Raw genomic sequence first — 16,290 nt, forward strand, 5'->3', positions numbered from 1 at the left:
ATTGATGCCCGGCAGACGGGTCCCCCGGCATTAATCCCGACTTTTTAGAGTAATCTGTAAAAATAGTTTTCATTGTTCATGAACACGGCTGAAATTATGATTTCGCTATGTTAAGTTGGCAAGGTATTACATTTAACTTGGCAAAGGGGAGAAAGATATGGAATTTACGAATCAGCCGATACTGATATGGTTTGTTGTCGGATACGGGATATTCATGCTGGCCCTCGGGGTGATCTATTCGAAGAAGATCAGCACGAGTGAGGATTTCATCCTCGCGGGGAAATCGCTCGGACCGGTCGTCCTGATGGGGACGCTGCTTGCGACGTGGGTCGGCAGTGGTTCGGTGACGGGCGGCCAGAACTCACTGGCCTATTCGTTCGGGATATGGCCGGCGCTGATGTCGACGGTGCCGTCTCTGATAGGTATCGGGACGATCTTCCTGATTTCGTCGAAGATCAAGCATTACGGCAAATATACGGTAGCGGAAATACTTGAGGTTAAATACGGGAGATGGGCGAGTGTGCTGGCGGCGCTGATCATCATTCTGGCATTTGTCGGCATCGTTTCCTACCAGTTCCAGGGGCTCGGTTTCATCCTCAACATCTCAACGGGCGTCTCGCCTGAGATGGGCACGATCATCGGTGCGGTCATCATCATCTTCCTGGCATGCGTCGGGGGTCTCATGTCTGTGGCACCGACGGATGCTGCGAGTGCATTCCTCGTCATCATCGGTCTCATATTCGCACTGCCGATCGCTTTGTCTGCCGGCGGCGGCTGGGGAGAGATCACGTCGAACCTGCCGGACAGCCACACGTCATTCACCGGCGGGCTGACTTTCATCCAGCTGATGGGCTACTATCTGCCGACATTGTTCCTGCTGCTCGGTGACCAGAACATCTACCAGAGGATGACGGCCGCAGGCAACGACAAATCGACGAAGCTCGGCACTGCCGGGTGGATCATCGGTCTCGTGATCGTCACGCCGATCATTTCCATCCTCGCATTCATCTCGCGCTCGCTATTCCCTGATATTGAGCCGGGCATGGCATTGATTGCACTGACGAGCATCCTGCCGGTTGCGATCGGCGGCATACTGATCGCGGCGCTGACGGCATTCATCGTCACGACCGGCAACTCATACCTGCTGTCCGCGGCGACAAGCGTCATCTACGACTTCTTCGGCAAATATATGAAAAAGGACATCAGCGACCATCAGAAGCTCGTATATACAAGGGTGCTGATTCCGGTGCTCGGTATCATCTCATTTCTGCTCACGATGTACTTCCCGACGGTGCTGTCCGTCCAGATGTACGCCTACACCGTGTACGGCGCGGGCATCACACCGGCACTGCTCGCCGTGTTCCTGTTCCCGCAGGTCACCAAACAGGCCGGCCTCGCATCCATGGGCACAGGCCTTGTGGCGACACTGTTCTGGGAATTCTTCTACGTGCAGTCGACCGGCATCAACTCGGTCATCATCTCCGTGCCGGCCGCAATCATCGTCCTGATCGCCGTGACCTTGTTTACGCAGAATAAAAACCAGGGGCGAAAAGAGGTGACTGAATGATGGATACACGCCAAAGGATCGAAAGTCTCAGGGAAGTGTTGGAGGCGCGCGGCATTGACGCCGCCGTCGTCTTCAACTTCGAGAACCAGTTCTACTACAGCGGGCTGCGCGCGATTACGTATTCGCGCCCGATCATCCTGATAGTGGAACGGCAGCGGCAGAGTCTCATCATCCCGAGCCTCGAGGAGAACCATGCGAAAGAGAAGACGGATGTCGACCATCTGTATGTCTATCATGAAGTGGCGGGCAAAAGCGGTGATGCGACCGATTACCGGGAACTGTTTGATGAAGTGCTGTCAAAATTGGACCCGGGTGCGACGGTCGGCATCGAATACGGCGCGCTGCCGGCGGACTATATGATGAGGATCCAGGATCAGGGGTTCCCTGTCGCAGATATCGGCGGTGAGATTGTGCGGCTCCGGGCGATCAAGACGGAGGAGGAGATCAACATGATCAGTGAATCCGGAAAGCTGGTCAGCGGGGCGCTCCGCCGTACCATCGAACAGAGTGCCGCGGGGCATTCTGAGCTTGAGATCGACGACTACGGCAACCAGTTCCTGTTCGATGAGGTTTCAAGGAATTATACAGATTCGACACTGGACTATTTCGTCATGTCGCCGTCCGGCGTCCGCCGCACCAACATGCCGCACGTGTTCTCCAACACGAGGAAACTGGAAGCGGGTGACGTCATCATCCACAGCCGCCAGGTGGGGCTCTCCGGCTACCGGGCGGAGTGTGAACGCACATTTTTTGTGGGCGGGCCGACAGAGCGCCAGCGCGAAGTGTTCGAAGTCATGCTGCGGGCACACATCGCAGCACTCGACTTCATCAAAGCGGGCGTGAGGGCCTCGGAAGTGAACGAAGCGGCGCTTTCAGTCATCAGAGAGGCGGGACTCGGGGAATACGTCTCACATCGTACGGGGCACGGCATCGGGATCGGCCAGCATGAGGAGCCGTCGCTCCGGTTCGACAACGACCTCGTGCTCGCGCCCGGCATGGTATTCTGTGTGGAGCCCGGGATCTATGTGCCGGGCGTCGGTGGATTCCGGCATTCGGATACCGTCGTGCTGCGTGAAGACGGGACCGACATCATCACCGAATACCCCCGAGATCTTGAGCACCTGATAATCAAATAGGCATTTGTGATGGAGACCTTGGGTCTCCATCTTTTTTTGTGCTGTGTTGTTGCGGACAGCCACCGGTTTTCATTCCAAATGAAAGTAACTGATCATTATTAATATTAAATTGACAATAACGGGTCATGATGATATATTGTATGAAATCGTTTGCGAGAGAGGGGCAAATCAATGGATATTGTGGAAAGTCTTAAAGGGAAGCTGATTGTATCATGCCAGGCGCTTGCGGATGAGCCGCTGCATGATTCGTACATCATGGGCAGGATGGCATACGCTGTGGCCGAGGGCGGTGCGCAGGGGATCCGGGCGAATTCCGTCGCGGATATCCGGGAGATAAAAAAGCAGGTCGATCTGCCGATCATCGGCATCATCAAGCAGGATTATCCGAAAAGCGGGGTGTACATCACGCCGACGATGAAGGAGGTCGATGCATTGGCCGGGGAGGGCATCGACATCATCGCCCTCGATGCGACGCAGCTGACCCGGCCGGACGGCAGCACGTTCGCTGATTTCTTCAAAAAGGTCAGGGAGAAATATCCGGAGCAGCTGTTCATGGCGGACTGCTCGACTGTCGAAGAGGGCGTCGAGGCGGAAAAGGCGGGTGTCGACTTCGTCGGCACGACGCTTGTCGGCTACACGGATCACTCGAAAGGGGATGTGCCGCTTGAGACGCTTCAGAAAATGCTGCAGTCGGTATCGGCGCCGGTCATCGCCGAAGGCAACATGGATACGCCTGAAAAGGCGGAGCGTGCGCTTGAACTCGGTTCGCATGCCGTCGTGGTGGGCAGCGCAATCACGCGTCCGCAGCTGATTACGAAGAAATTCAGGGACGCAATCGACAAATAGGCATTGGACGGAGGGATTCGTTTGGATTTTGAAAAGAATGAAGTGAAGGCCTCGATCCGGATGGAGCAGGCGAAACGGAACTTCACCAAATCGGAACTGAAGATTTATGATTATATCGATAAAAATCCGGCACAGGTACTGTACCATTCCCTGACTGAGCTTGCGGAAGCCTGCAACGTCGGGGAGGCGACGGTGCTCCGGCTGTTCCGCAAGATCGGCTACAAGGGGTTCCAGAGCTTCAAGTTCTCGCTGGCGAAGGAAGTGGACGCACTCGGGGAAGAGGATGGCAATTCCTATATAAGCAGAGTCAAAAACAGCATGCTCCGCACCCTTGAGGATTCTTCGACTGTCATCGATGAAGTGCAGCTGGATCGGGCGGTCGACATGATCGATTCTGCCAGAGACACCGTTGTCTTCGGTGTCGGATCGTCATCCATCGCAGGGCTCGATATGCAGAACCGGCTGCTTCGGATCGGCAAGAACATTGAAGTGGTGTCGGATCCGCACTCGCAGGTCATGCGCACCGCTTCAATGGGCGAAGACACTGTCGTTGTGGCCATCAGCATCACCGGAAGCACCCGCGACACGGTCGACAGCGTGAAGGCGGCGAAAGACAAGGGAGCACGCATCATCGCCATCACGAACTACACCAAATCACCGCTCACCAAATTCTCGGAGTGTGTCCTCCTGTCATCGGCCAAGGAAAGTCCGCTCGACAGCGGCTCGCTCGTATCCAAAGTCGCCCAGCTGTTCGTCATCGACCTCATCTGCACCGGGCTCTCGATCAGGAACAGTGAGCAGGCGGAGCGGATCAGGCTTGATATCACCGGCAACATCACCGGCAAACTTTATTAGTATAAAAACCCATTTGGAGGTAATGCAATGAAAAATCTGTTTTCAAAGGCGCAGTCGTTCGGCAAGTCATTCATGCTGCCGATTGCAATCCTGCCGGCAGCGGGGCTGCTGCTCGGTATCGGGGGCGCACTGTCAAACCCCAACACGATCGAAGCCTATCCGATACTCGATATCGTCTGGCTGCAAAGTCTTTTCACCATCATGGCATCTGCAGGTAACATCGTCTTCGGTAACCTTCCCATAATATTTGCTGTGGGTGTCGCCATCGGACTTGCCAGGAACGATAAGGGGACGGCCGGGCTTGCGGCAGTGCTCGGATTCTTCGTCATGCATGCAACAATCAATGCAATACTCGGCATCACAGATAATCTGGCGTCGGGTGAGCTCGCCCAGGCCGGGCAGGGGATGTCCGTCGGCATACAGTCACTCGAGACCGGGGTGTTCGGCGGTATCATCGTCGGCATCATGACATCCATGCTGCACAACAGATACTATAAGATAAATCTGCCGCAGTTCCTCGGATTCTTCGGCGGTTCCCGTTTCGTGCCGATCATCACTTCAGTTTCGGCGATGTTCCTCGGCATGCTCATGTATGTGATCTGGCCGCCGGTACAATCCGTCATCTTCAGCGCAGGCGATCTTGTCACGGGGACCGGTGCCGTCGGGACATTCTTCTTCGGACTGATCCTGAGGCTGCTCGGACCATTTGGTCTGCACCACATATTCTATCTGCCGTTCTGGCAGACGGGACTCGGCGGCTCGCTTGAGGTCGCGGGTGAAATGGTTCAGGGCACGCAGAACATCTTCTTCGCCCAGCTGGCGGATCCGAACGTGGAACAGTTCTATGAAGGCACGTCACGCTTCATGTCCGGCCGCTTCATCACCATGATGTTCGGCCTGCTCGGTGCGTGTCTTGCGATCTATCACACAGCCAAACCGAAGAATAAGAAAGTCGTCGGAGGACTCATGCTGTCCGCCGGGCTCACGTCATTCTTCACAGGAATCACGGAACCGATCGAATTCTCATTCCTGTTCGTCGCACCGATCCTGTACGTCATCCATGCATTCTACGACGGACTCGCCTTCATGATGGCGGACATCTTCAACATCACAATCGGCCAGACATTCAGCGGCGGGTTCATCGACTACATCCTGTTTGGAGTACTGCAGGGCAACGACAAGACCAACTTCCTGATCGTCATACCGATCGGCATCGTCTGGTTCTTCCTGTACTACATCACATTCCGCTTCATGATCACCAGGATGAAGCTCAAGACACCGGGACGTGAAGACAAGGATACGGTCCAGACGGTCGATGCGAGTGAAAAGACGAAAGTGCTCGCAGCCGGACTCGGCGGCAAAAGCAACATCGAAGAACTCGATAACTGCGCCACACGCCTCCGCGTCACATTGAAAGACATCGACAAAGTCGACGAAGACGCCATCCGTTCCACCAATCCGAACGGTGTCGTCAAAAAAGGCAATGGCATCCAGGTCATATACGGTCCACAGGTCAGCAACGTCAAAAACGACCTCGAGGAGTATCTGAACCAGGAAGATCCAGATGCAGAGAAATAGATTTATTGATGGGACGGCGCAGCCGTCCCATCTTTTTTAATTTGTGGGTGAGCCTGTGCCATCAGACGGGTTTGGCGGCACAGGCTGGCGGCGCGCATGCCATCAAACGGATTTGGCGGCACAGGCTCTGGACGCGCGCATGCCATCAAACGGATTTGGCGGCACAGACTCGCGGCGCGCATGCCATCAGACGGATTTGGCGGCACAGGCTGGCGGCGCGCATGCCATCAAACGGATTTGGCGGCACAGGCTCTGGACGCGCGCATGCCATCAAACTCAAATTCTTATATGCGTATTTCATGTTTCGGGTTTTCCGAAGTTAAAAACAGGCTATTGAATAAGCGTATATATTATTTAAATGTCAGAGTGTGCAGAACATGGCAAAAGATATGAGCCAGGGAGGGAGTGAAGTCATGGAAAAAGTAACCGTCGGTCTGATTACCGCACCCGGTGTGTCAGAAAGGCTGGGAAGAGATATCATCAATCCCCTGGCGGAGGCAGCCGGTATCATCATTGATGATACCGTGGACTGGGACTTTGATTATAAGACCCACCCGCTCGCCTCATCCTCTGAATTCATCAGTGAGTCCTTCGACAAGGCAGAAAGCATCCGGCGGGACAATGGGTGGGACATGGCAATCGCGGTAAGCGATCTGCCCAGCATATCAAGTGGGAAAGTGGTCGTTTCGGAATTCAACGGAGACAAGAAAGTGTCCCTGATCTCAGTTCCCGCCATCGGCATCATCAGCACTAGGAAGAAACTCCGCAATCTCATCATCCATCATGTGGAGCAGCACTATGATGATGATCCGCCGGGAGGCAAGGGTGCAATCAAATCGAATTTCATGAACCGCATCTCCGTAGTGGATCCGGGAGAGGACGAGGCGAGCAATAACCGCTATATACTCAAATCGACCATCGCTGGCTGGCTTAAACTTGTGGGAGGAATGACCTACTTGAATGAGCCCTGGACGGCGGTCAGCAATCTCAAGACAATCGTGGCGCTGTCATTCGCCACAGGGACTTACATCTCCATATTTTCAACACCCTGGGAGCTGAGCCTCGACTATTCGCTGTGGCGTTTCCTGCTGCTCACGTTCATCGCCATATTCGGAATGACGGGCTGGCTGATCTATGCCCATAATCTCTGGGAGAAGGTATCCACAAAAAACCAGCCTTCCTACCGGTACCTCTATAATTTCACGACGGTGGCGACCCTGCTCGGCATCACCATTGTGAATTATCTCATCGTCTATATGCTGCTCACGGTATCGATAATCATTTTCGTGCCTATGGGCCTTTTTGAAACGTGGACAGAGATCGACCCCGATATAAAATGGATGGATTACCTGAATCTGATATGGTTCTCCTCTTCTGCCGGTGTACTTGCGGGGGCCCTGGGCTCATCTGTCGAGGATGAGGAAAAGATCCATAATGTGACGTATTCCTACAGGCAGATGTACCGCTACAGGCAGATCGAAGAGGAAAATGAAAAGATTTCCAAAGCACGGCAGTCAGAGGAATATGCAGGTCAGGAACAGACCCATGATGAATCAGAGGATGATTGATATGACGATTAGATATGTCGGCATCGTCGCGGCGCCCGGCGCCCCGGATACGATTGCCAGGAAAATAAAAAAAGACTTGCCCGATGCACTCGCAGGCCATTTCGAAGAGGACTTTGACTGGGATGTGCGCATTTATGTAGACCCGCTCACGAATTATGCAGAACTGACGAAGGAACTGTTCCAGAAGACGGATGAGTACTACGGGGATAATGACTGGGACTACACGATATTCATCACGGATCTTCCAATCTATCACAACGACCATATCACCGCTGTCGACATCAATCATAACACCGATGTCGGTGTGGTCTCTCTGCCGGCATACGGCTGGCCGCCCAACAAAAAGGGCATTCTGGATACCATCGTAACGCTCATCACATCGGTCCAGGCCGACAGTGAGAAAGAAAACTCCCGGCCGAATACCGATGAAAGGGGATCCCTGGCCCCTGCATTCAACCGGTACTTCCGGATAAACCGTCTGCACTATGCCAGAGACTACAGTGAGTATACCCGGTCAGAACACTCAATTTATCAGATGAAGGATAACATGAGGGGATATATGCGCCTGATCAGCGGAATGTCATGGGCGAACAACCCTTTCAACATGCTCAGTATTTTAAGCGGTGTCGTCGCCCTCGCCTTTGCGACGGGCACTTTCAGCATGATCTTTTCGACGATGTGGAACCTGAGCAGCGTGTTCCCCACATGGCGGCTGATTGCGGTAACAGCCCTTGCCGTCTTCGGCATGCTGCTGTGGATCATAATATCCCATGACCTGTGGGAAACAAAGAAACAGGAGCGGCAGAGCAGGTTCCTGAGACTGTACAATGGAGCGACGGTCCTTACATTGTTCATATCCATCATATTCTATTTTGCGGTACTCTATATGATGTTTCTGGCAGCCGGGGTCGTGCTGCTGCCTCCGGACTTCATCCTTCGCAATATCGGGGCTGAGGAAGTGACCATCAAATTCTACTTTGAGCTCGCATGGTTCGCAACATCACTTACAACAGTCGTCAGCGCAATCGGGACCGGCTTCCAGAACAAGAGCGTCATCCAGGAAAGCACGTACGGTTACCGGCACAGATTGCGCTCACAGAAGATCGACAGTGAATGATATTGATATGCAGTCATGATGGACATGCTCATAATGAGCACATACATCATGACTTTTTTGTATTTCCGTATTCTATATTTACTCATTGAAAATTGTAGAAATATATAGAATTCATATTGTGCCCGCGACCAATTTGTGATAGATTGTGTGTAAACGTTTACACAGGTGATGCTCAAATGGTGACAATCAAAGATCTGGCGAAAGAGTCCTGCGTGTCGGTGGCTACGGTGTCGCGGGTGCTCAACAGTTCCGGCTATGCAAGCCGGGATGTGAAGCGGCGTGTGCTGGAAGCGGCCGCGAAGCTGGATTACAAGCCGAATGAAGTGGCACGGGCACTGAATACGAGCCGCTCGAACATTGTGGGGGTATTGGTGCCGGACATTACGAATCCTTACTTCCCGAAAGTGATACGTGGAATTGAGGATGCGGCAATCAGGAACAACTACCGTGTAATCATCGGCAACACGGATCATGACGCGGAGAAGGAAATGAAGTACCTTGAGATCTTCCGTCAGAACAATTGCGCCGGCATCATCTCTGCAACGTGGTCGGTTTCAAGGGAACACCGTGCGGACAGCCGGCCGCTCGTCCTTTTGGACCGTGTGGTTGAAAATCATATCTCGATCGAGTCGGATAATCTTAAGGGTGGCCGGCTGCAGGCGGAGCACCTGATCGAAAGCGGGGCAGATAAGGTGCTGGTTGTAAAGGGCAGTTCGGATTACAGCTCCTTCAACAACCGGGCCCTCGGGGCGGAGGAGTCACTCAAGGCGCATAAAACCGGGTATGATACATTACCATATGCACATCTTGAACAGATGCCTGACGAAGCCCGGGAGAACTTTATGCTCAAATTTGGTGGCATCATCTGTCCGAATGACGTGACGGCCTGCAAGGTGCTCAAGTTTCTGGCGACCCGGAATATCCCGGTTCCAGGGCGGGTGAAGGTCGTGGGTTATGACAACCTCGACTTTTCGGAGTATGTGCATCCGGGGCTCACGACTATTGAACAGCCGGCCTATGACCTCGGCAGCAATGCGTTCGATTTGCTCATGGCACTCGCTGCGGGTGAGGCGGTCGAAAGCCGGATCATGGATGTAAAACTGATCAGAAGACAAAGTACATAAAAGGAGTGGCAATTATGGATATCGTAGTAGTTGGCAGCCTGTCGACGGATTTCATCGTGCAGGCTGAAAGAATGCCCCAAAAAGGGGAGACGATTCTTGGGAATGATTTCAGTACGGCCTATGGCGGCAAAGGTGCAAATCAGGCGGTGGCAGCGTCACGGCTCTCAGCAGAGACGGCATTTGTCGGTGCAATTGGCGATGATGGATTCGGTGACACGCTGAAAGATAATCTGGAAGAGAACAATATTTTTTGTGAAAACATGGAAACGTTTGCAGGTGAAGCGACCGGCACGGCGCATATCAATATATACGACAGCGACAACTCGATCATTGTCGTGCCGGGAACGAATGGCCTGCTGACGCCGGAGGTGATTGAGAAATCACACGAGCTCCTGAAAAGTGCCGAATACGTCATGCTGCAGAATGAAATCCCTGTCGAAACAATCAAATACGTCATCGATTTCTGTCATGCGAACAAAGTGAAAGTCATCTACAATCCGGCGCCGTTCATTCCCATGGAAATCGAATATCTAGAAAAATGTACACTCATCACGCCGAACGAACTGGAGTGCAATGCGCTGTTCGGCGAAGATGTTGAAAGTGCACTGGCAGATCACCCGAACCAGCTCGTTGTCACGATGGGCGAGGCGGGCTGCCTGTACCATGACGGGGAAAAAGAAGTCCGCGTGTCCGCCTTCAGGGCGACGCCTGTCGATACCACCGGTGCCGGTGATACGTTCAACGGGGCATTGGCGGCGTTCCTCGTCAGGGGACAGAGTCTCGGTGAAGCCATACGCAGTGCGAACATGGCGGCATCCCTGTCCATCCGGGCGATGGGCGCCCAGGGCGGCATCCCGACTCTCAGCGAGTGGCAGGAGGCGATGGGCGATGTATGACAGCACGGCACAAGTGTTGGCCGGGAACTGATTGGCAGCGTGATTTCGAGTTTATGAGGGAGAAACACCGGAATTTGATGAATGAATTTGTGCAAAGGGTGCTTTCACATCTCCGAATGCAGATCGTGTCCCTGCAACGGTGCTTTCGCATCTCCGAATGCAAATCGTGTCCCTGCAAAGGTGCTTTCACGTCTCCGAATGCAGACCGTATCCCTGCAAAGGGTGCTTTCGCATCTCCGAAAGCAGATCGTGTCCCTGCAAAGGGTGCTTTCGCATCTCCGAAAGCAGATCGTGTCCCTGCAAAGGGTGCTTTCGCATCTCCGAAAGCAGATCGTGTCCCTGCAAGGGTGCTTTCACGTCTACGAATACAGATCGTGTCCCTGCAAAGGTGCTTTCACATCTACGAAAGCAGATCGTGTCCCTGCAGGTATCGATTTCATCCCTGCGTATGAAAGCCGTATCCCCCGGAAATGAGAATACGGCATCATCAGTTACTCGCTGCGGGAACCCTGTCGCTCCCACAACAAAACAGGCATGATGTGCATCCCTGTCAGGGGGGCGCCGCATCATGCCTGTTTTTTTATACCGCAAATAATATCAATCTGCGGCTATTTTCTTCTTGCCGCTGGGTTTGCGCTGTCCTTTATAGATTTTGTACAGTGCGTTCTGAACCGGCGTCTCGACGTATCTGAATATCAGATATGCTGTAAGGATGGTTGCGCCGATGAGCATCACTGTGAAGATTGGATGGGTAAGGCCCATCTCGTGCATTTTGTTGATGATGACATAGCCGATGTTCTGGTGGATCAGATACAGCGGATATGAGATGGTTCCGAAGAACACGAGTACGCGTGAGCTGAGGAACTGCATCCTGTTGTGGATGACCAGGTAGAATGCCAAAACGAACAATGCTGTGAACAATGCGTTTTCCACACTCAGGAAAATAAGGTCGTAACCGATGCACATCGCGATTACTGCGTAGTATTTCAGTTTGTCGCCATGCTGCCAGATGCTGTAGAACATCATGCCGATGATGAACATATGGCTGAAGCTGGCGATTGAGAATTCTCTGATCAGTGCTGTCGTGTCGTTGTCTGCACCCATATGCACAAGCTGGATGCCGACGGAGAATGCCAGCCATGAACAGACAATCCACATGACGTTCTTCTCCACTTTGAAGAAAAGGAGTATTCCCATCAGGATATAGAACGTCAGCTCGACACGGAGTGTCCAGTAGACGCCGTCAACCCTCGGTGCGCCGAGGAAATCCTGGAACATGGTCAGGTTGATGAGTGCCGGCATGATATCGATCTTCAGCTGCTCTATCGGAGCGAGTGATACAATCGTGAAAGTCAGCACAACGGCGAAGATGTATGCCGGATAGAGTCTGAACGACCGTTTGATTGCAAAGTCCGAGACTGATTTCACCTTTAGGATGGACATATAGATTACAAAACCGCTGATGATGAAGAACAGCTGCACGCCGTATTCCCCGAATACGAAGATGTCGCTGAATCCGCCATTGTCGATTCCGAATCTCTCTTCATAACGCGTCGTATAGTGGAACAGGACGACAGCCAGTGCTGCAAGTCCGCGCAACGCATCGATTTCAGTGAACCTTTTTCTTTGAGCCATTGTGGGATCCCTCGTTAATATTAGTTTCCATATTTTTCATATACCCGTTTATAAGAATTATAGAGACCAATATAATACATCTTCAGAAGCATAATCAAACAAAAAGAGTAAATCTGTTGGATTTTGTGGTGGTTTTGTGACAGCGGCCGGTCACCGGCCGCCGGTTTTCATCAATCTATCAGACCTGCTGCGTAGAACGGGCCGTTGACAGTGAGTGTCTCGAGTATTTCCGCGAGTTCTTCGCTCGTTTCGCGGCGGCCGTTCCCAAGCCAGTTGCGGATGAGTCCCATGTGGGCTCCGGTGATGTAGGAGAGGAGATGGTCGATGCCGACGCGCAGCCTGTTCTCATCGATCAGTTTCCTGCTGTGGATGCGGTAGTAGTCGAGCATGTGCGCCCTCACTTTATACTCGAAGCGGCTGCCGCCCTGACTGTTGAAAAGGGCGATGATCTTATCGGCATTTTCATCTATGTAATTGAATGTTTCAGCGGCGATCCGTCGGGGCATGCCGATGGAGAGCGTCTGATTTCCGGCCTCGATACTGCGTGAGAGGATTTCGTAGAGTCCTTCGAGCAGCGCACTTTCATATGAGTCGAGCAGGTCGTCCTTGTCCGCGTAATGCATGTAGAATGTGCCCCGGTTTATGAGTGCCTCCTCTGCGATGTCCTTGATGGTCACGGCTTCGAAGCCTTTGTCCGCAATCAGTTTGGTGAATGCCGCATCGATTGCCCGACGGGTTTTGATTTTCCTCAAATCCTGCTTTTCCATTATTTTTCCCTACCCTTCCAAAATTAAACGACATTTGAATACTGTGTGTCGGATAAAGGACGCATGGCCCCTCATTGATCATTGCTTTTTAAACGACATGGAGTAAAATAAACGACGTGATGTTGATTAAATAATAACTTTAAAGAAGAGGGTTTGCAATGCTTGATGATTTTAAACATATTCTGAAAAAACCGATACTGCTGATTTCGCTGCTTGCGATTGCGACGATCCCGGCAATCTACACTACGATATTTCTCGGTTCGATGTGGGATCCGTATGACAGCATGGACCAGCTGTCCATAGACGTCGTCAATGAGGACACAGGCGCCGAACTCGAAGGGGAGGAGATTGCACTGGGTGAGGATCTCGTCCGGGAGCTCGAGGATAATGACGAATTCAACTGGCGGTTCACCAGTGCGGATGAAGCGGCCAGGGATCTCGGGCGCGGTGAAGTGTATGCTGTCGTGAAGATTCCGGAAAATGCGTCGGAGACGGCCTCGGGACTCCTTGGAAGTGACGCCGGGAATATCGATATAGAAATTCAGACGAATCCGGGATACAATTTCCTCGGTTCCGTCATGGGGGCGAACGCCGGCAATGCGATAAAGGATGAACTCAGCCTGTCGATTACAAAATTGTATACGGAGACGCTGATCGGAAACCTGGATGACATCAGGGCGAACAATGAAGAGCTGCACGATGCCCTCACTGAAATGCAGTCGGGGGTGCAGGAACTTATAGAAGGCAACGGGGAGCTGGTGACCGGCCTCGAACAGATGGACACCGGCATGAACCAATCGGCGGATGAACTGTCCCGTGGCAATGCACAGGTGACGGATGGGCTTTACGAGATGGATGAAAATCTCCGGAATGCGCAAAATCAGGCACCGCCGCAGATGGATGGGCAGCTAGCGGCATTTTCCCGGGGAGTCGGTGAACTGATCACCGCCAATGAAGCGGTGCAGGATGGCATCGACCAGATGGGGCCCGGGGTAACGGATGCGGCAGGGGAGCTTGCCGAAGGCAGTCGTCAGATGAATGACGGACTTACGGAACTTGAGGATGCCCTCGCTGAAATGACAGCCGAAGTCGAGGATGGTCTCGCGGAATTCGATGGGCTGGAACTCAGCGATGACAACGCCGATTTCATCGCCGATCCAATAGCGGTTACTGAAACCGAGGTCACCGAGATTGAAAACTACGGCCAGACGTTTGCGCCGTTCATCGTCGCGGTCAGCCTGTTTTTGGGGTGTATCGCATTCAGTGTGCTGTACCCCGTCAACCGTTCAAAAACGAATTATCGGAATGCCTGGGTGATGACAGTGAGCAAGACGCTGCTGCTGATTACGCATTCGCTCATTTCCACGGGCATCCTCTTCGCAGTGCTGAAGTTTGGATTTGACCTTGCCATCGCCGAACCCGGCCAGTTCTATCTGATCACACTGCTGTGGACACTCGCGGCACTGTCTGTCATCACCGTGCTCGTGTCACTCGCCGGCAATGTCGGGAAATTCATCGCCATCATACTGCTGATTCTGCAGCTGTCCTCAAGCGCAGGCACATTTCCGATCCAGACGGCAGGCAGCATGTATCAGTCGCTGCACCCCGTACTGCCGATGAGTTATGCTGTCACGGCAATGCGGGAAGTCATCTTCGATTTCGAGGCGGTGCTCTCGACACAGTCCACATTCCTATATCTGGCGGTGATCATCACGGTTTCGATACTGCTGTTTGCCGTAATCAACCTGCTGAAATTCAGGTTCCAGAAATTTGAGGATATTTCAAGGGAGATGACCCGGGTGGAATACTGACATTCCATTGTTTAGCTTCCAGTGATTGATGGAATAAAGAACCATATCACTTTATGAGGAGTGGATGATGATGAAACAACCGGAAGATATTGAAATACGGACACTCAAAATCGGGGATGACGGCTCTATCCCGAACAATCCGGACTACCCGCTGCTCGTGTATAAAGATGTGGCTGCAGAAGGTGATGCGGAACGGATCCTGCACGAACATAACTGGCTCGGTTCGTGGCGTGGCAAAGTCTATACAGAGCACCATTACCACAGCAATACACACGAAGTGCTCGTTGTCGACGCCGGGCAGGCGACGCTTCATCTCGGCGGCGGGGCAGGTGAGAAAGTGACGGTGGAAAAGGGGGATGCACTCATCCTGCCTGCTGGTTTCGGCCACAAATATCTTGAAGGGAGTGATGACTTCGCCGTCATCGGAGGATACCCCGGCGGCATGGAGCATGACTTCCTCTATGGAAGGCCCGAAGAACGGCCGCAGAATCTGGAAAACATCAAAGAAGTGCCGCTTCCGGACCAGGATCCGCTGTTCGGTGCGGATGGTCCCCTATTTGAATATTGGAAGTGAAATTAAAAACAGCAGGTTTCTGACCTGCTGTTTTTTTATCGGGTTCACCCGTCTTCCAGCATCAGTGATATATCGGAAGCCGCTTCCTTCAGTCTTTTGATATAGTCATCAACCTTATCCCCTTTGATTCTGAATATCGGGCCGGCTATCGACAGGCCGCCGATGATATATTTGCCGCCCCTCAGTATAGGGGCGGAGATGCCGATCGCGTTTTCATCGACTTCTGATGAAGTGACGGCATGACCGTTGTTTTTTATCTCCTCAAGTTCTTCTCTGAGTGCAGGTTGTCTGTCGCCGGGTATGTCGGATTCTATCAGGAACTGCCGGTGCCGGGCGGGGAGGTGGGCCAGCAGTATCTTGGATGATGCTCCTTTGAATATATCGAGCGTCTGGCCTTCCACATAGGAATACTTGAGATTGTATATGCTCTCCAGATGGGCGAGTACTTTGACTTTGGCGCCCCTGACTACTGTCAGATTGACGGATTCCCCGGTTTCCTTGTTGATTTCCTGCATGATCGGCATGGCCATCGAAATCAGTTCATCGAATGAATCATTCTTGATTCTTGAGATTTCATCGGCAAGCCATCCCGGTGCGTAGGTCCCTTTGCCGACTGCTGTGAGCAGTCCCGATTCAGTGAGATTTTTGATCTGTCTGTACAGCGTGCTGCGAGGCACGCCGGAGACTTCCAAAATCAGGTCGATATGCAGCGGGCTGCCATATTCATGGAAAAGGTGAAGCAGTTTGAAATTCATGAAAGCGCCTCCTTAAATCCCATTATATTGGATTTTTAATTTGTCTTAATATTCAACATAC

The 16,290-nt window shown here is 52.5% G+C and carries 14 protein-coding genes; 11 read left to right on the top strand and 3 right to left on the bottom strand.

Annotated elements, in window-relative coordinates:
* Positions 1-157 precede the first annotated feature (157 nt).
* The 9 genes from C792_RS0104325 to rbsK all read left to right on the top strand — a co-directional run bounded on the left by C792_RS0104325 (position 158) and on the right by rbsK (position 10,687).
* Positions 158-1,567, top strand: coding sequence for a sodium:solute symporter family protein (locus C792_RS0104325; RefSeq protein WP_017548222.1), 1,410 nt, complete (start codon positions 158-160; stop codon positions 1,565-1,567).
* Complete coding sequence (locus tag C792_RS0104330; protein WP_017548223.1) at positions 1,564-2,703, top strand: M24 family metallopeptidase; 1,140 nt, start codon at positions 1,564-1,566, stop codon at positions 2,701-2,703. Before C792_RS0104325 ends, C792_RS0104330 begins: the two co-directional genes overlap by 4 nt.
* A gap of 171 nt (positions 2,704-2,874) precedes the next feature.
* On the top strand, positions 2,875-3,549 hold the full coding sequence (locus C792_RS0104335) for an N-acetylmannosamine-6-phosphate 2-epimerase (RefSeq protein ID WP_017548224.1): 675 nt from the start codon (positions 2,875-2,877) through the stop codon (positions 3,547-3,549).
* A 21-nt stretch (positions 3,550-3,570) separates the two neighbouring features.
* Positions 3,571-4,404 carry a MurR/RpiR family transcriptional regulator gene (locus C792_RS0104340; RefSeq protein WP_017548225.1) on the top strand — a complete coding sequence of 278 codons (834 nt, stop codon included), beginning with the start codon at positions 3,571-3,573 and terminating at the stop codon, positions 4,402-4,404.
* A gap of 27 nt (positions 4,405-4,431) precedes the next feature.
* A complete protein-coding gene (locus C792_RS0104345; protein ID WP_017548226.1) occupies positions 4,432-5,982 on the top strand; it encodes a PTS transporter subunit EIIC in 1,551 nt (516 codons plus the stop codon).
* Positions 5,983-6,395: 413 nt separating this feature from the next.
* On the top strand, positions 6,396-7,550 hold the full coding sequence (locus C792_RS0104350) for a hypothetical protein (protein WP_026090217.1): 1,155 nt from the start codon (positions 6,396-6,398) through the stop codon (positions 7,548-7,550).
* A 1-nt stretch (position 7,551) separates the two neighbouring features.
* The gene (locus tag C792_RS0104355; protein WP_156811638.1) at positions 7,552-8,667 is read left to right on the top strand and encodes a 5,10-methylene-tetrahydrofolate dehydrogenase; all 1,116 of its coding nucleotides are present in this window, start codon (positions 7,552-7,554) and stop codon (positions 8,665-8,667) included.
* Between the two features lie 176 nt (positions 8,668-8,843).
* A complete protein-coding gene (locus C792_RS0104360; protein ID WP_017548229.1) occupies positions 8,844-9,791 on the top strand; it encodes a LacI family DNA-binding transcriptional regulator in 948 nt (315 codons plus the stop codon).
* Positions 9,792-9,805: 14 nt separating this feature from the next.
* Positions 9,806-10,687, top strand: coding sequence for a ribokinase (gene rbsK, locus C792_RS0104365; protein WP_017548230.1), 882 nt, complete (start codon positions 9,806-9,808; stop codon positions 10,685-10,687).
* A gap of 597 nt (positions 10,688-11,284) precedes the next feature.
* Here the strand turns inward: rbsK and C792_RS0104370 are convergent.
* Both C792_RS0104370 and C792_RS0104375 read right to left on the bottom strand, forming a co-directional pair.
* Entirely contained in the window at positions 11,285-12,322 is a 1,038-nt protein-coding gene (locus tag C792_RS0104370) for an acyltransferase family protein (protein WP_017548231.1), read from the bottom strand.
* A gap of 170 nt (positions 12,323-12,492) precedes the next feature.
* Positions 12,493-13,089 carry a TetR/AcrR family transcriptional regulator gene (locus C792_RS0104375; RefSeq protein WP_017548232.1) on the bottom strand — a complete coding sequence of 199 codons (597 nt, stop codon included), beginning with the start codon at positions 13,087-13,089 and terminating at the stop codon, positions 12,493-12,495.
* 158 nt (positions 13,090-13,247) lie between these two features.
* On the opposite strand from C792_RS0104375, the gene C792_RS0104380 reads away from it, so the two are divergent.
* Together C792_RS0104380 and C792_RS0104385 are read left to right on the top strand one after the other, a co-directional pair.
* Positions 13,248-14,900, top strand: a complete 1,653-nt coding sequence (locus tag C792_RS0104380; protein ID WP_017548233.1) for a YhgE/Pip family protein — start codon at positions 13,248-13,250, stop codon at positions 14,898-14,900.
* 67 nt (positions 14,901-14,967) lie between these two features.
* Complete coding sequence (locus C792_RS0104385; RefSeq protein WP_342661872.1) at positions 14,968-15,474, top strand: cupin domain-containing protein; 507 nt, start codon at positions 14,968-14,970, stop codon at positions 15,472-15,474.
* Between the two features lie 44 nt (positions 15,475-15,518).
* On the opposite strand, the gene C792_RS0104390 is transcribed toward C792_RS0104385, so the two are convergent.
* A complete protein-coding gene (locus C792_RS0104390; protein ID WP_017548235.1) occupies positions 15,519-16,229 on the bottom strand; it encodes an IclR family transcriptional regulator in 711 nt (236 codons plus the stop codon).
* Positions 16,230-16,290 lie beyond the last annotated feature (61 nt).

Source organism: Salinicoccus carnicancri Crm (assembly GCF_000330705.1).
GTDB lineage: Bacteria > Bacillota > Bacilli > Staphylococcales > Salinicoccaceae > Salinicoccus > Salinicoccus carnicancri.